This is a genomic window from Streptomyces spiroverticillatus (assembly GCA_014650415.1).
GTDB lineage: Bacteria > Actinomycetota > Actinomycetes > Streptomycetales > Streptomycetaceae > Streptomyces > Streptomyces spiroverticillatus.
The window spans coordinates 388,209-403,857 of the sequence record BMUX01000002.1 but is presented as its reverse complement, the minus strand read 5'-3'; the positions used below and the strand labels follow the sequence as shown (position 1 = coordinate 403,857).

At 70.2% G+C, this 15,649-nt stretch carries 11 protein-coding genes; 5 read left to right on the top strand and 6 right to left on the bottom strand.

Translation table 11 applies throughout. The features are described 5' to 3' along the window. The first annotated feature begins 53 nt into the window (after window positions 1-53). Window positions 54-1,640, top strand: coding sequence for a Na+/H+ antiporter (locus IE269_RS06150; protein ID WP_189821702.1), 1,587 nt, complete (start codon window positions 54-56; stop codon window positions 1,638-1,640). Between the two features lie 384 nt (window positions 1,641-2,024). Beyond that, window positions 2,025-3,272, top strand: a complete 1,248-nt coding sequence (locus IE269_RS06145; protein WP_189821701.1) for a DUF418 domain-containing protein — start codon at window positions 2,025-2,027, stop codon at window positions 3,270-3,272. A 57-nt stretch (window positions 3,273-3,329) separates the two neighbouring features. On the opposite strand, the gene IE269_RS06140 is transcribed toward IE269_RS06145, so the two are convergent. Then, a complete protein-coding gene (locus tag IE269_RS06140) occupies window positions 3,330-4,556 on the bottom strand; it encodes a mechanosensitive ion channel family protein (protein WP_189821700.1) in 1,227 nt (408 codons plus the stop codon). A 29-nt stretch (window positions 4,557-4,585) separates the two neighbouring features. On the opposite strand from IE269_RS06140, the gene IE269_RS06135 reads away from it, so the two are divergent. Further along, a complete protein-coding gene (locus tag IE269_RS06135) occupies window positions 4,586-5,164 on the top strand; it encodes a dienelactone hydrolase family protein (protein ID WP_189821699.1) in 579 nt (192 codons plus the stop codon). A 37-nt stretch (window positions 5,165-5,201) separates the two neighbouring features. On the opposite strand, the gene IE269_RS06130 is transcribed toward IE269_RS06135, so the two are convergent. From IE269_RS06130 to IE269_RS06115, 4 genes are all read right to left on the bottom strand, one after another. Beyond that, entirely contained in the window at window positions 5,202-6,881 is a 1,680-nt protein-coding gene (locus IE269_RS06130; RefSeq protein WP_229897818.1) for an alkaline phosphatase D family protein, read from the bottom strand. A gap of 121 nt (window positions 6,882-7,002) precedes the next feature. After that, window positions 7,003-7,827: a thioredoxin domain-containing protein gene (locus IE269_RS06125; RefSeq protein ID WP_189821698.1), complete on the bottom strand. Its 825-nt coding sequence runs from the start codon at window positions 7,825-7,827 to the stop codon at window positions 7,003-7,005. A 63-nt stretch (window positions 7,828-7,890) separates the two neighbouring features. Beyond that, window positions 7,891-8,586 (bottom strand): hypothetical protein, encoded by a 696-nt coding sequence (locus IE269_RS06120; protein WP_189822075.1) that lies wholly within the window; start codon window positions 8,584-8,586, stop codon window positions 7,891-7,893. A gap of 44 nt (window positions 8,587-8,630) precedes the next feature. Then, complete coding sequence (locus tag IE269_RS06115) at window positions 8,631-9,956, bottom strand: DUF2252 domain-containing protein (protein ID WP_189821697.1); 1,326 nt, start codon at window positions 9,954-9,956, stop codon at window positions 8,631-8,633. Between the two features lie 225 nt (window positions 9,957-10,181). On the opposite strand from IE269_RS06115, the gene dnaE reads away from it, so the two are divergent. Then, on the top strand, window positions 10,182-13,718 hold the full coding sequence (gene dnaE, locus IE269_RS06110) for a DNA polymerase III subunit alpha (RefSeq protein WP_189821696.1): 3,537 nt from the start codon (window positions 10,182-10,184) through the stop codon (window positions 13,716-13,718). Between the two features lie 92 nt (window positions 13,719-13,810). Here dnaE and IE269_RS06105 read toward each other — a convergent pair whose 3' ends face one another. Continuing rightward, window positions 13,811-13,972: a hypothetical protein gene (locus tag IE269_RS06105; protein ID WP_189821695.1), complete on the bottom strand. Its 162-nt coding sequence runs from the start codon at window positions 13,970-13,972 to the stop codon at window positions 13,811-13,813. 278 nt (window positions 13,973-14,250) lie between these two features. On the opposite strand from IE269_RS06105, the gene IE269_RS06100 reads away from it, so the two are divergent. Next, window positions 14,251-15,546, top strand: coding sequence for an NYN domain-containing protein (locus IE269_RS06100; RefSeq protein ID WP_189821694.1), 1,296 nt, complete (start codon window positions 14,251-14,253; stop codon window positions 15,544-15,546). Window positions 15,547-15,649 lie beyond the last annotated feature (103 nt).

Below are 15,649 nucleotides of genomic sequence, written 5' to 3'. Positions count from 1 at the left end.
GGCGTTCGTGGCACGCTGGGGGTCTTGATCGTTCGCGCCCGGAAGGCATGCCCGTGGATCAGTTGGCCCTGCTGTTCGTGCTGCTGCTCGGGGCGGTGGTCTCGGTCCCGCTGGGGGAGCGGCTGGGGCTGCCCGCGCCGGTGCTGATGACCCTGGCGGGGGTCGTGCTGGCGCTCGTACCCTTCGTACCCAATCCGGACATCCCGCCGGAGTACATCCTTCCGCTGGTGCTGCCGCCGCTGCTGTACGCCGCTGTGCAGCGGACCTCCTGGCGGCAGTTCACCGCCAACTGGCGGCCCATTCTGCTGCTGGCCGTGGCCCTGGTGTTCGTGACGACGGCTGCTGTGGCGGGCGTGGCCAATGCCCTCGTGCCGGGGCTGCCGATCGCCGCTGCCGTGGCACTGGGGGCGTTGGTCGCTCCGCCGGACCCCGTGGCGGCGACCGCTGTGGCGGGGGCCCTGGGGCTGCCCCGGCGGCTCGTCTCGATCCTGGAGGGGGAGGGGCTGTTCAACGACGTCACGGCGATCGTGCTCTATCACGTGGCGATCGGTGCGGCGGTGAGCGGGACGTTCTCCTGGCCCGCCGCGATGGGGGAGCTCGTGCTGTCGGCGGTCGTCGCCGTGGCGGTCGGGGGCGGGCTCGGGTGGATCAGCAACAAGCTGATGGGGTTCCTGGGGGACGCCACCCTTCAGATCGGGCTGACGCTGCTGGTGCCTTTCGTCAGTTATGTGCTGGCGGAGGAGTTCATGGGGTCCGGGGTGCTGGCGGTGCTCACGTCCGCGCTGTACCTGGCGTCGCATGCGGTCGATGCCGACGACGTGCAGGGGCGGCTGGCCGGGCAGACGTTCTGGCAGATCGTGGACACGCTGGTCACGGGTGTGGCCTTCGGGCTCATCGGGCTGGAGCTGCACAGCGTCTTCGGGCTCGCGGACGGGCGGCTCGCCGAGATGCTCGGGTGGGGCGCGGTCGTCGTGGTCGTCGTGGTCGGGGTGCGGCTGCTGTGGCTGCTGCCGGCGACGTGGCTGGCGAAGCGGCTGCACAAGCGGCGGGACGTCGACGAGGACATCCCCATGACCTGGCGGGAGACCGTCGTCATGTGGTGGGCGGGGATGCGCGGGGTGGCGTCCGTGGCGCTGGTGCTCGCCATTCCGTTGAAGACGGATTCGGGGGAGCCGTTTCCGGCGCGGGACGAGATTTTGTTCATCGCTTTTTGCGTCATCATGACGACTTTGGTTTTTCAGGGGCTCACGTTGCCGTGGCTGGTGCGGAAGCTCGGGGTGCGGGCGGACTCCGATGCGGAGCGGGAGCTGGAGCACACCCTGGCGGTGCGGGCCGCGGCGGCTGCCAAGCGGCGGCTGAAGGAGATCGAGGAGGTCGAGGAGCTGCCGGAGGAGGTGTCCGAGCGGTTGCAGCGGGGGGCCTTCGAGATCGGGGCGCGGATCAGTCCGGACATCGTGGACGAGGAGCGGCGGGAGGCGTATGCGCAGAGGGCGGGGCGGGTGAAGGCGGTTCTGCGGATTCAGAGGGAGATGATGTCGGCGGCGCGGCATGAGGTGTTGGCGGCGAGGAATGAGGCGGGGGTGGATCCGGAGGTGGTGGACCGGGTCCTCCACCAGTTGGATCTGCGGAGCATGAGGTAGGGGGCGGGGCCCGGGTGGGCCGGGGGTGGGGGTGCGGGCAGGGGCCGGTGTCCGGGTGTGCCCGGATCGGGTGGGCCGCCCCCTTGCCCGCCCGTTCCTCCCCCGGGGGGCGGCCCCGCCGCCCAAGGGGGCGAGGGAGAGAGGGAGGGGGCGGCTCCGCCGCTCAAGGGGGCGAGGGAGGAGGGGAGGGTGGCCCCGTCGTTCAAGGGGATGGCTGCGGAAGAGGGTGTAGTCCGAGGGGCGGGGTGGTGGGGCTCCAGGGGGACGGCGAGGGGGCGGGGTGCATCGAAGGGTGTAGCAGGGGGTCCGCAGCGCGCAGGACGTATTGCCCGGGTGGGGCCGTGACCATGAAAAGGCGGGTTGGTCACGGGAGTTGAGGTGGGCATGGTGGATAGCGGTGTGGTCGGAGCGGCGCACGCTCCCGGAGCGGTGGCGGCGGGCCAGTGGGCGAGCCGGCAGGCGGATCGGGCGGCGGGCCGGGAGGGCGGGCGGGGGGCCGGGAAGAGGCTGCCGTTGCTTGATGTGTTGCGCGGGGTGGCGATTCTCGGCACGCTCATGACGAACGTGTGGATCTTCGCGGGCGCCGGCGGCGAACTCGGCATCCTGCACGGGGGCATGGAGACACCCCTGCGGGACGGCACCGTGGGTGGGGCGGCCGAGGGCGTCTTCCGGATGCTGGCGGACGGCAAGTTCCTGTCGCTGCTGACGATCCTGTTCGGCGTCGGGCTTGCCATCCAGTTCGAGTCGGCCCGGCGGCGCGGGACGCCGTGGCCCGGACCGTACAAGTGGCGGGCGCTGTTCCTCTTCGCCGAGGGGACCGTGCACTTCGTGCTCGTCTTCGCCTGGGACGTGCTCATGGGGTACGCCGTCACCGCGCTCCTGGTCGCCTGGTCGCTCACCCGCACCGAACGCTTCCGGAAGATCCTGATGTGGGGACAGGGAGCGCTGCACCTGACCCTGATGCTGCTGGGGACCTGGCTGCTGGCGTCGGGCGGCGACGGGACCAAGGACACCGTCGGCCCGGAAACGGTCGCCCTGTACGCCGAGGGCAGTTACGGCGAGCAGGTCCTCGTACGGCTGCAGAACGCCTTCGTGCTGCGGATGGAGCCCGTGCTCACCTTCGGGCTGCTGGTGTTCCTCTTCCTGCTGGGCGTACGGCTGCTGAGGGCCGGTGCCTTCGGGGACGACGCGCGCGGGCGGGCACTGCGCGCCCGGATGCTGCGGTGGGGGCTCGGGGCCGGGCTGCCGCTCACGGTCGCCGCCGGGCTCGGGGGCGGCGACTACGTCCTCATCGAGCGCTACGTCGCGGCCCCCGTCGTCGCCCTCGGCCTCATCGGCCTGATCGGCGCGCTCGTGGACCGGGCCCGGGAGTCCTCGTGGGCCGTCGCCGGGTTCAGCGCGGTGGGGCGGTGTGCGCTGTCCTGCTACGTGCTGCAGAACGTCCTGTGCATGCTGCTGTTCTACGGTTTCGGGCTCGGCCTCGCCGCCCGCTGGGCCGGTGACGGGCCCTGGGCCGTGATGGGCGTCTGGGCGGGCCTGAGCGCGCTGTTGGTGGGCCTCGCGACGCTGTGGCTGCGCCGGTTCGCGCAGGGTCCGCTGGAGACCGTACAGAAGAAGCTGCTGCGCAGGTAGGCGTACGCGAAGGGGCCGGACTCCCGGGCGGAGTCCGGCCCCTTCGCACTGCGCGTGCTAGCCGCGGCCCGTGCGCGGCTGGGCGCCGTCGGGGGAGGCGGTGGAGCGGCGGGCCGCCGCGCCGCGGGCGCCGGGGGGTGGGGCGTCGTCGTCGGTGCGGATGTCCGCGTTGTTGGTGTGGATCTCCTCGGGGCGCGGGGCGCGGCCGTTGGAGGAGGAACGGGTGGGCCACTGGTCGCCCGGGGGCGGGACCGCCTCCGCCGTGTTGACCTTGGGGAGGGCGTAGGGGTGCTCGGCGCACAGCCAGTTGATCATCTGCTCGCGGACCGCACACCGTACGGTCCAGATGTCGTCGGCGTCCTTCGCGGTGACCACGACCCGCACCTCCATGGTGTTGGGCGTGGTGTCCGTGACGGCCAGGCTCCAGTCGCGGCCGTCCCAGGAGGGGGTGGCGGCCAGGATCTCGCGGAGCCGGTCGCGCATCGCGGCGACCGGGGCGTGGTGGTCGAGCTGGAAGAAGACCGTGCCGGTCATCTGCGCGCCGCCGCGCGACCAGTTCTCGAAGGGCTTGCTGGTGAAGTACGACACCGGCATGGTGATCCGGCGCTCGTCCCAGGTGCGTACCGCCAGGAAGGTCAGCGTGACCTCCTCGACCACGCCCCACTCGCCGTCCACGACCACCGTGTCACCGATCCGCACCATGTCGCCGAACGCGATCTGGAAGCCCGCGAAGAGGTTGCCGAGCGTCGACTGCGCGGCGACACCGGCGACGATTCCGATGATTCCCGCCGAGGCCAGCATCGACTTCCCGATGGCCTGCATGTTCGGGAAGGTCATGAGCATGGCGGCCACCGCGACCACGCCGACGACGGCCGTCACGATCCGCATGATGAGGGTGACCTGGGTGCGTACGCGCCGGACGCGCGCGGCGTCGCGGGACTGCTGGGAGGCGTAGCGGGCGTACGACGACTCGACGATCGTGGACGCCACCCGCACGATCAGCCAGGCCGTCGCCGCGATGAGGACCAGGGACAGGACCTGTCCGATGCCCTTCTCGTGGTCCTCGATGAGCTTGAGCTTCGTCTGGTCGTACGCACCGCGCAGCAGGGCGGCGAGCAGCACGACCATCAGGGGCGGCCGGCAGCGGCGCAGCAGCCCCCACAGGGGGGTCTCGTGGTGTCGGGCGTCGGCCCGGCGCAGCACCACGTCGACGATCCAGCCGACGAACAGGGTGAGCACGACCGAGCCGCCCAGCACGATCAACGGACGCAGTACGTTCTCCATGAATTCGCGACTCCGGCGCTGGTGGCAGGATGGACGGAATGGACATCATTCTTTTCCACTCCGTCTACGGTCTGCGCCCGGCCGTGCACGCGGCCGCGATGCGGCTGCGCGCTTCCGGGCACCAGGTGCACGTGCCCGACCTGTACGACGGTCAAACGGCCGACACCGTCGAGGAGGGCCAGGCGGTCCTGGACAGGATCGGCCGCGAGGAACTGCTGCGCCGGGCCGTGCTGGCCGCCGCGCCCCACTCCGAGAAGGGCCTGGTCTACGCGGGCTTCTCCTGGGGCGGCGCGGTCGCGCAGAACCTCGCGCTGGGCGACGAGAAGGCCCGCGGCCTGCTGCTCCTGCACGGCACCTCGGACATCGCGGAGGACGCCTCCGTCGACGAGCTGCCGGTGCAGCTGCACGTCGCCGACCCGGACCCCTTCGAGTCCGAGGACTGGCTGAACGCCTGGTACCTCCAGATGCAGCGGGCCGGGGCGGACGTCGAGATCTACCGCTACGCCGGGGCCGGGCACCTGTACACCGACGCGGAGCTGCCCGACTTCGACGAGGCCGCGGCGGAGCAGACCTGGAAGGTCGCGCTGGGGTTCCTGGAGACGCTGTAGCAGCGGGGGCCGCCGCAGGGCGGCCCCCGTCCGTGGATCAGCGCACCGGCTGGTACACGCGCTCGACGCGCTGGGTGCCGGTGCGGGTGCGGTAGGACCTGCGCCAGGCGCTCGTGGCGTCCTTGCGGGTCTTGTCGGAGATCGCGTAGTAGTCCATCTGGGAGTGCTCGGGGGTCACGTCCAGGACGCCGTACCCGTGCGAGTCCATGTCGACGTACTTCACATGGCGGTTGGTGGCCTTCACGGCCGCGCCCGCCGCGAGCGACAGGGTCTGCGGGGCGACGTGCAGCATGTCGTCCAGGTTGTCGGAGGTGATCGAGGTGATCACGAACTCGACGCCCGCCGAGCCCGAGGCCGGGTAGGTGGCGGCCTTCACCGGCACGTCGTTGGCCCAGGACATGTGGATGTCGCCGGTGAGGAAGACCGTGTTGGTGACGGAACGGTCCTTCAGGTGGCCGATCAGTTCCTTGCGGTCGTCGGTGTAGCCGTCCCACTGGTCGGTGTTGACGGCGATGCCCTCCTTGGGCAGGCCGACCAGCTCGGCGATCGGCTCGAAGAGGTGCGCCGGTACGGAGCCGAAGGCGATCGGCGAGATCATCACCGAGGTGCCGACCAGCTTCCAGGAGGCGTCGGAGGCGGCCAGCCCCGACTTCAGCCAGTCGAGCTGGGCGCGGCCGGTGATCGTACGCTCCGGGTCGTCGACCTTGCCGCTGCCGACCTTGGACTGCTCCGAGCGGAAGGACCGCAGGTCCAACAGGTGCAGGTCGGCCAGCTTGCCCCAGCGCAGACGGCGGTAGACGGTGCCGGCGGTGGAGGTGCGGACCGGCATCCACTCGAAGTAGGCCTGCTTGGCGGCGGCCATGCGCGCCGACCAGTCGCCCTCGGTGCCGGGGGTGTGGTTCTCGGCGCCTCCCGACCAGGTGTCGTTGGCGAACTCGTGGTCGTCCCAGATCGCGACGACCGGGTGTCTGTGGTGCAGGGCCTGGAGGTCGGGGTCGGTCTTGTACGTGCCGTGCCGCAGGCGGTAGTCGGCGAGGGTGACGATCTCGTGCTTCGGCTCGTGCTGGCGGACGACGTACTTCGGCTCCGGGTAGCCGCCCGTCGCGTACTCGTAGATGTAGTCGCCCAGGTGCAGGACCGCGTCCAGGTCGGAGCGGGCCGCGAGGTGGCGGTACGGGGAGAAGTAACCGGACTCCCAGTTGGCGCAGGACACCACGCCGAAGCGCACGCCCGCGACGGCGGACTCGGTGGCCGGGGTGGTGCGGGTGCGGGCGGCGGGGGAGAGGACGTCGCCGCAGGAGAAGCGGAAGTAATAGTCGGTCGCCTGGCGCAAGCCCCTTACATCGACCTTCACCGTGTGGTCGGCGGCGGCGCTCGCGGTCGTCGTCCCCCGTGCGACGACGCGGGCGAAGGCCTTGTCCTCGGCGACCTCCCAGGCCACCGCGACGTCCGGGCCGGCCCCGGAGCCGGGCGTGGCCTCGGGCGTCGGGGTGATGCGGGTCCAGAGCAGGATGCCGTCCGGCAGCGGGTCCCCGGAGGCCACGCCGTGCAGGAACACGGGGGCGGCGGCGGGGGCCGCGTGGGCGGGGGCGGCGGACGTCGCGGCGAGGGCCGGGGCGACGAAGGCGGTGGCGGCAGCGGCCTTGAGGGCCGTGCGGCGGGAGGGGGCTCCGGTGAAGGAGGCGACACCCGTGGCAGGAGTGATTTGACTGGTCACGGGTGATCACATTACTGATCAGTAGGTCCTTCGGGTGGGCGAACCGTGAAGGTTCACCCACCCGTTGACCAGGCGTTCAGCCAAATTTGACGGAAAGTCAGCCCTGGGGTCGGGCCCGAGGTCAGGCCTTGAGGGCCTTCTCCATCGCCGCCGCGAAGTCCGCCGGGGCCATCGGCGCGGCCTCGGTGCCCTCCTTGACGAGGGTCTTGCCGTCCATCTTCAGCGTCGGCGTGCCCTTGATGCCGCTGGCGTCGAACTTCGCCGACATCTTCAGCGCCCACGCGTCGAAGGTGCCGCCCTTGACCGCGTCCTGGAACTTCTTGTTGCCCTTCAGGGCGGGGACCTGGTCGGCGACCTTGATCAGGTAGTTGTCGTCGGCGAACTTGTCCTCGCGCTCGTCGGGGTGGTTCGCCTGCGAGTACAGCTTGCCCTTGTACTCCAGGAACGCCTCGCCGCTCACGTTGAGGGCGGCACCCAGCGCGCTGGTGGCGTTCTTGGAGCCCTCGCCGCCGGCCATGTTGTCGATGAAGGTCGCGCCGACGTACTGGACCTTGTACTTGCCGGCGTCGACGTCCTTCTTCACCTGCTCGCCGTTGGCCTGCTCGAAGGCGGCGCAGCTCGGGCAGCGCGGGTCCTCGTACAGCTCCAGGGTCTTCTTGGCGTCGGCCTTGCCGATGACGACGGTGGTGCCGTCGGCGCCGGAGGTGTTGGCGGGCTTGGTGACCGAGCCCTTCTCGGCCACGTCCGCGGCCGCTTCCCACGCCTTCGGCTTGTTGGCCTGCACGACGAAGTAGCCGACGCCGCCGGCTATCGCGAGGACGGCCACGACCGACCCGGCGACGACGAGCTGGCGCTTGGTCTTGTCCTTCTTCGCCTGCCGCTCGCGCTCTGCCTTCAGCCGCTCGCGGGCCGCTGCCTTGTTCGCCTGGTTGTTGCGTGCGCTCATGATCGTTTCACTCCGTGGGTACTGAAATCTGCCGTACGAGGGTCTGCCGGGCCCGCTGCGGGCTCAGGCGGCGAGGTGGAACCCGGTGGCGGGCGGCCCGCGCCGCCCCACGGAGTGCACGAGGTGCCGGGTGCGCAGCCAGGCGGGCGCCGCGTCGCGGTGCGTCGCCGGACGCGCCGGACCCCGTACGGCGAAGAAGCCCGCCACGGTGGCCACCGCGAGCAGCAGCGGCCGGAACGCCAGGCAGGCGGCCGTACGGATCAGACCGGCGAGGGCGGCCTCGCCGCGCCGCAGCCACAGGGCGGCCAGCAGCCCGACCGTGAGGTGCGCCCCGAGCAGCAGCCAGGGGAGCGCCGGGTCGGGGGAGGCCAGCAGCTGCGCGGCGCGCTCACCGGCCCCGGCGTGCGCGAAGGGGGTGCCGACCGGGGTGCCGCCGCACAGCACGTCGAACCCGAAGGAGCGCAACGCACCGGCGACGGGGCCGCCGGACGGCCCGTAACAGACGTGCTGTCCGGTGGTGAAGAGCGTGTCCGCCGCGAGTTCGAGGGGCACCAGCAGGGCGGCGATCGGGCCGAAGCCGCGCTCCCGCCCGGCCAGTGCGTACGCGAGGCCGAAGACGGCGGCGCCGAGGGCGACGACGGTCAGCGGCGGCAGCGGGACTCCGGACAGCAGCACGTGCGAACCCACGGACAGCGTCACGACCAGTGCCGTGAAGAGTGCTGCCCGCAGGGTGCGAAGCGGAGTCCTGGATATGCCCATCGTGAGTGAGTGTGCCATGGGCCCCCGTAAGGGCCTTCTAAGGGCTACAGACCTGTGATGCGACCGTTGCGGAACAGGTCCACGAAGATCTGGTGGTCGGCGCGGGCGCGAGCCCCGTAGCTGTGCGCGAAGTCCACGAGCAGCTCGCCGAAGCCCTCCTCGTCGGCGGCGATGGCCGCGTCGATGGCGCGCTCGGTGGAGAAGGGGACCAGCGAGTGGCCGCTCTCGTCGTCGGCGGCGGAGTGCATGGTGGCGGTCGCCCGGCCGAGGTCGGCGACGACGGCCGCGATCTCGTCGGGCTCGTCGATGTCCGACCAGTCCAGGTCCACCGCGTACGGCGACACCTCGGCGACCAGCTGGCCCTGCCCGTCCAGTTCGGTCCAGCCCAGCCACGGGTCGGCGTTCACCTGGAGGGCGCGCTGCGAGATGACCGTGCGGTGGCCCTCGTGCTGGAAGTAGTCGCGGACGGCGGCGTCCGTGATGTGCCGGGAGACCGCCGGGGTCTGCCCCTGCTTCATGTAGATGATCACGTCGTTCTCGAGGGCGTCGCTGTTGCCTTCGAGCAGGATGTTGTACGAAGGCAGACCGGCCGAGCCGATGCCGATGCCCCGGCGGCCCACGACGTCCTTCACGCGGTACGAGTCGGGGCGGGTCAGCGAGGACTCCGGCAGCGTCTCCAGGTAGCCGTCGAAGGCGGCCAGCACCTTGTAGCGGGTGGCGGCGTCCAGGTCGATGGAGCCGCCGCCGGGCGCGAAGCGCCGCTCGAAGTCACGGATCTCCGTCATCGAGTCCAGCAGGGAGAACCGGGTCAGCGAGCGGGCGTCGCGCAGGGCGTCGAGCAGCGGGCCCTGCGCGGTGTCCAGGGTGAAGGGCGGCACCTCGTCGTTCTTGGCGCCCGTGGCGAGCTGGTGGATGCGCTCGCGGTAGGCGGCCGCGTACACCCGCACCAGGTCGGTGATCTGGTCGTCGCCGAGCGCCTTCTGGTAGCCGATGAGGGCGATCGAGGCGGCGAAGCGCTGGAGGTCCCAGGTGAAGGGGCCGACGTACGCCTCGTCGAAGTCGTTGACGTTGAAGATCAGGCGGCCTTCGGCGTCCATGTACGTGCCGAAGTTCTCGGCGTGCAGGTCGCCGTGGATCCACACCCGGGAGGTCCGCTCGTCCAGGTACGGGCCCGCGTGCTGCTCGCGCTCCTGGTCGGCGTAGAAGAGGCAGGCCGTGCCCCGGTAGAAGGCGAAGGCGGACGCGGCCATCTTGCGGAACTTGACCCGGAAGGCCGCCGGGTCGGCGGCCAGCAGCTGGCCGAAGGCGGTGTCGAACACGGCGAGGATCTCCTCGCCGCGCTGGGTGGCATCTGTCTGCGGAACCGACATCGCCGGGGCCTCCTGGTGCGGGCGTTCATGTGCGTGCGGGGTGCTTTTTTCGGACGGGGCGCCGGGGTGCCGGGGCACCCGTCGTCACGTCCAACGCACGACCGTACCCCTGAGTGCCCGGGGGGTCCGGCGGACTGTCGAACCCGGGGCGTTGTCAGTGGGTGGAAGTAGACTCGACTCTCGTTCGCAACGCCTGTCACCGACCCGCCACCGGAGGCCCCCGCCGTGACCAAGCCGCCCTTTACGCACCTCCACGTACACACCCAGTACTCGATGCTGGACGGTGCCGCGCGGCTCAAGGACATGTTCAACGCGTGCAATGAAATGGGCATGTCCCACATCGCGATGTCCGACCACGGCAACCTGCACGGGGCGTACGACTTCTTCCACTCCGCGCAGAAGGCGGGCGTCACGCCCATCATCGGCATCGAGGCGTACGTGGCCCCGGAGTCCCGCCGCAACAAGCGGAAGATCAAGTGGGGCCAGCCGCACCAGAAGCGCGACGACGTGTCGGGTTCGGGCGGTTACACCCACAAGACGATCTGGGCGGCGAACAGCACCGGGCTGCACAACCTCTTCAAGCTGTCCTCCGACGCGTACGCCGAGGGCTGGCTCCAGAAGTGGCCGCGCATGGACAAGGAGACCATCTCCCAGTGGTCCGAGGGGCTCATCGCCTCCACGGGCTGCCCCTCCGGCGAGCTCCAGACCCGCCTGCGCCTGGGCCAGTACGACGAGGCCAAGCAGGCGGCATCGGACTACCTGGACATCTTCGGCAAGGGCCGGTACTTCCTGGAGCTGATGGACCACGGCATCGAGATCGAGCGCCGGGTCCGCGACGACCTCGTCAAGATCGGCAAGGAACTCGGCATCCCGCCGCTGGTGACGAACGACTCGCACTACACCTACGCCCACGAGGCGAGCGCGCACGACGCCCTGCTGTGCATCCAGACCGGCAAGAACCTCTCCGACCCGGACCGCTTCCGCTTCGACGGCACGGGCTACTACCTGAAGTCCACCGACGAGATGTACGCGGTGGACTCCTCGGACGCCTGGCAGGAGGGCTGCCGCAACACCCTCCTGGTCGCCGAGCAGATCGACACCACCGGGATGTTCGAGAAGCGCGACCTGATGCCGAAGTTCGAGATCCCCGACGGCTTCACCGAGGTCACCTGGTTCCAGGAGGAGGTCCGGGTCGGCATGCAGCGCCGCTACCCGGGCGGCGTCCCCGAGGACCGCCAGAAGCAGGCCGAGTACGAGATGGACACCATCATCTCGATGGGCTTCCCCGGCTACTTCCTCGTCGTCGCCGACTTCATCATGTGGGCGAAGAACCAGGGCATCGCGGTGGGGCCCGGCCGTGGTTCCGCGGCCGGTTCGATCGTCGCGTACGCCATGGGCATCACCGACCTCGACCCGATCACGCACGGCCTGATCTTCGAGCGCTTCCTCAACCCCGAGCGCATCTCCATGCCCGACGTCGACATCGACTTCGACGAGCGCAGGCGCGTCGAAGTGATCCGGTACGTGACGGAGAAGTACGGCTCCGACAAGGTCGCCATGATCGGCACCTACGGCAAGATCAAGGCCAAGAACGCGATCAAGGACTCGGCCCGCGTGCTGGGCTACCCGTACGCGATGGGCGACCGCCTCACCAAGGCCATGCCCGCCGACGTCCTCGGCAAGGGCATCGACCTCTCCGGCATCACCGACCCCAAGCACCCGCGCTACAGCGAGGCGGGCGAGATCCGGGGGATGTACGAGAACGAGCCGGACGTCAAGAAGGTCATCGACACCGCAAAGGGTGTGGAGGGCCTGGTCCGTCAGATGGGTGTGCACGCGGCCGGCGTGATCATGTCCAGCGAGCCGATCGTCGACCACGCGCCGATCTGGGTGCGGCACACCGACGGCGTCACCATCACGCAGTGGGACTACCCGCAGTGCGAGTCGCTCGGCCTGCTCAAGATGGACTTCCTGGGCCTTCGCAACCTCACCATCATGGACGACGCCGTCAAGATGGTCCGGGCCAACAAGGGCATCGACCTGGAGATGCTCTCCCTGCCGCTCGACGACCCGAAGACCTTCGAACTGCTCTGCCGCGGTGACACGCTCGGCGTCTTCCAGTTCGACGGCGGCCCCATGCGCTCCCTGCTGCGCCAGATGCAGCCCGACAACTTCGAGGACATTTCCGCCGTCTCGGCCCTGTACCGGCCGGGCCCGATGGGCATGAACTCGCACACCAACTACGCGGAGCGCAAGAACGGCCGCCAGGAGATCACGCCGATCCACCCGGAGCTCGAAGAGCCCCTGAAGGAGACTCTGGGTCTGACCTACGGCCTCATCGTGTACCAGGAGCAGGTGCAGAAGGCCGCCCAGATCATCGCCGGGTACTCCCTCGGCGAGGCCGACATCCTGCGCCGCGTGATGGGCAAGAAGAAGCCGGAGGAGCTGGCGAAGAACTTCGTCCTCTTCCAGGCGGGCGCGAAGAAGAACGGCTTCTCCGACCAGGCCATCCAGGCGCTGTGGGACGTCCTGGTGCCGTTCGCCGGATACGCGTTCAACAAGGCGCACTCCTCCGCGTACGGCCTGGTCACGTACTGGACCGCCTACCTGAAGGCGAACTACCCCGCCGAGTACATGGCGGCCCTGCTGACCTCGGTGAAGGACGACAAGGACAAGTCGGCCGTCTACCTCAACGAGTGCCGCCGCATGGGCATCAAGGTGCTCCCGCCGAACGTCAACGAGTCGGAGTCCAACTTCGCCGCCCAGGGCGACGACGTGATCCTCTTCGGCCTCACCGCCGTCCGCAACGTCGGTCAGAACGTCGTGGACTCGATCATCCGGATGCGCAAGGCGAAGGGGAAGTACACCTCCTTCCCCGACTTCCTCGACAAGGTCGAGGCCGTCGTCTGCAACAAGCGCACCGTGGAATCCCTCATCAAGGCCGGCGCCTTCGACGAGATGGGCCACACCCGCAAGGGCCTCGTCGCCCACCACGAGCCGATGATCGACAACGTGGTGCAGGTCAAGCGCAAGGAGGCCGAGGGCCAGTTCGACCTGTTCGGCGGCGGCGAGGAGGACAGCAGCGAGCCCGGCTTCGGACTCGACGTCGAGTTCTCCGACATCGAGTGGGAGAAGTCGTACCTCCTCGCGCAGGAGCGCGAGATGCTCGGTCTGTACGTCTCCGACCACCCGCTCTTCGGCCTGGAGCACGTCCTGTCCGACAAGGCGGACGCTGCCATCGCCCAGCTCACCGGCGGCGAGCACTCCGACGGCGCGGTCGTCACGGTCGGCGGCATCATCTCCGGCCTCCAGCGCAAGATGACCAAGCAGGGCAACGCGTGGGCGATCGCCACGGTGGAGGACCTGGCGGGCTCCATCGAGTGCATGTTCTTCCCGGCGACGTACCAGCTCGTCTCCACCCAGCTGGTGGAGGACACGGTCGTCTTCGTGAAGGGCCGGCTCGACAAGCGTGAGGACGTGCCCCGGCTGGTCGCGATGGAGCTCCAGGTCCCGGACCTGTCCAACGCGGGCACCAATGCGCCGGTCGTGCTGACCATTCCGACCGTGAAGGTCACCCCGCCGATGATCAGCAAGCTGGGCGACATCCTGTCCCACCACCGGGGCAACACCGAGGTGCGGATCAAGCTTCAGGGGCCTCGTAAGACGACGGTGCTCCGGCTTGACCGGCACCGGGTGACGGCCGATCCGGCGCTCTTCGGTGACCTGAAGGTGTTGCTGGGCCCGAGCTGCCTGGCCGGCTGAGCCGTACGAGCCGGCCGGCTGAGCCGTACGAGCAAGCAAGAAGGCGCCCTCCCCGTGCACGGGGAGGGCGCCTTCACGTATGTCAGCAGTGATCAGTTGTGGCCGAAACGCCGCTGGTGCTTCCGGGCCACGTCGGCCGGGCTGCCCTGCGCCGGGGACTGCGACTGCGCCTCGAAGGAGCTGCTCTTCTCGGACTGCTGCGAAGCCTTGTCCTGAGCGGTCGGCTGCTTGCGGGAGTTCTTGTTCTTGGCCATGGAATGCCTCCTGAAAGGTGTCGGTGCCAGGGCCGCGACCAGACTCACACAGCAGGACAGACCTCGCATTTTGGATCATTGCCGTACGTAATCGGACGCCATCGGGAGTAACCTGCGCGGTAACTTCGCCCGTCGCCACGCCGATGATCGAGTTCCGGCCGTTAAGCCTCGCGAGGTCGGGCAGACTCGGTAGAAACCCGTAAAGCCTGCCGATCCTTGTCCTTTGTTTTCGAGATCTTCAACGTTCTTCGAACACTTTTCGAGGTTCCAGAAAGAGGGTGGAACGCGTGGACCGCTGCGTCGTCCTGGTGGACGCCGGCTATCTGCTGGGCGCCGCCGCGAGTCTGCTGGCCGGGGAGCCGGCCCGCTCGCGCATCACCGTCGATCACGCCGCCCTCATCCAGGGCCTGCGCGAACGCGCCGAGGCCGATACGCAGCAGCCGCTGCTGCGCATCTACTGGTTCGACGGCGCCCCCGACCGCGTGCCGCAGCCCGAGCACCGCAGGCTGCGCGTCATGCCGCGCGTCACCGTCCGCCTGGGCGCCCTGACCCGCAGCGACGGCCGCTGGGCGCAGAAGGGCGTCGACGCCGCGATGCACGCCGAGCTGACCGAACTGGCCAGAAACCGGGCCTGCTCCGACATCGTGCTGGTCACCGGCGACGGCGATCTGCTGCCCGGCCTGATGTCCGCCAAGGAACACGGCGTCGCCGTCCACCTCTGGGCCGTGCAGGCCGCCGACGGCGACTACAACCAGTCCGAGGACCTCGTCGCCGAGGCCGACGAGCGCCGCGTCCTGGACCGGGTCTGGATCACCCGCGCGGTACGGGCCAAGGAGTACGGCGGCATCTGCGCCCCGCCCCCGGCCCCCCGCCCCGAGATCGCTGCGATCCTCTCCGCCCCGCTGCCCGAGTCCGCGCTCGCCGCCCAGGCGGAGGCCCAGGCCCGCGTCGAGGCCCAGGCCCGTGCCGCCCGGGCCCCCGGCGCCAACGGCACCCCGGCCCCCGCCCGCAACGGCTCCGCCGAGGCCCCCGCCGCCGCGACCGGCCGCACCGTACCCACCCCGAAGGACCTCGCGGGCCTGCGCGGGCCCGGCACCCAGCCCGCCCAGCACCCCGGGCACGCCCCGCACCCCCCGGCGACCAGCGCCACCCTGCGCTGGTCCTCCGACAAGGGCTGGGTGGAGCGCCCCGGCTCCGGGCCCGCCCTCGGCGAGCCCCCCGAAACGGCGTCCCTGCCCACCCTCGCCCAGCTCACCAGCGCCGAGCAGCGCTGGGCGGACCGCGAGGAGGACATCACCACCGTCGGCGGCGACCCCTTCGAGGTCGGCCAGGTCTTCGCCCGCCGCTGGATGGAACGCCTCCCGGAGCCCGTCCACACCCAGAAGCTCTCCACCATGTACCCGCGCATCCCGCACCGCATCGACGGCGAGCTGCTGCGGTACGCGGCCCGCTTCGGTCTCCTCGCGCACAAGGACGACCAGATCGACGAGCACGACCGGTACGCGATCCGGGCGGGCTTCTGGCGCGAGATCGACGTCCGGGCGGCGGCGGAACACGCCACGGTCGCCGACTGACCCCGCGCACCGGACCGCCTCAAGATCACCTGGACGAAACGCCGCAACCCGTACGCCGGGGGAGGGACCCGGCGGCGGGTGCGCCGCCGGGGACCCCGTATGG

Bases quoted from the DNA above. Each gene is read 5' to 3' on its own strand.
- IE269_RS06145 (WP_189821701.1), top strand. From the start codon at position 2,025: ATGGTGGATAGCGGTGTGGTCGGAGCGGCGCACGCTCCCGGAGCGGTG.
- IE269_RS06140 (WP_189821700.1), bottom strand. From the start codon at position 4,556: ATGGAGAACGTACTGCGTCCGTTGATCGTGCTGGGCGGCTCGGTCGTG.
- IE269_RS06135 (WP_189821699.1), top strand. From the start codon at position 4,586: ATGGACGGAATGGACATCATTCTTTTCCACTCCGTCTACGGTCTGCGC.
- IE269_RS06125 (WP_189821698.1), bottom strand. From the start codon at position 7,827: ATGAGCGCACGCAACAACCAGGCGAACAAGGCAGCGGCCCGCGAGCGG.
- IE269_RS06120 (WP_189822075.1), bottom strand. From the start codon at position 8,586: ATGGGCATATCCAGGACTCCGCTTCGCACCCTGCGGGCAGCACTCTTC.
- IE269_RS06115 (WP_189821697.1), bottom strand. From the start codon at position 9,956: ATGTCGGTTCCGCAGACAGATGCCACCCAGCGCGGCGAGGAGATCCTC.
- IE269_RS06105 (WP_189821695.1), bottom strand. From the start codon at position 13,972: ATGGCCAAGAACAAGAACTCCCGCAAGCAGCCGACCGCTCAGGACAAG.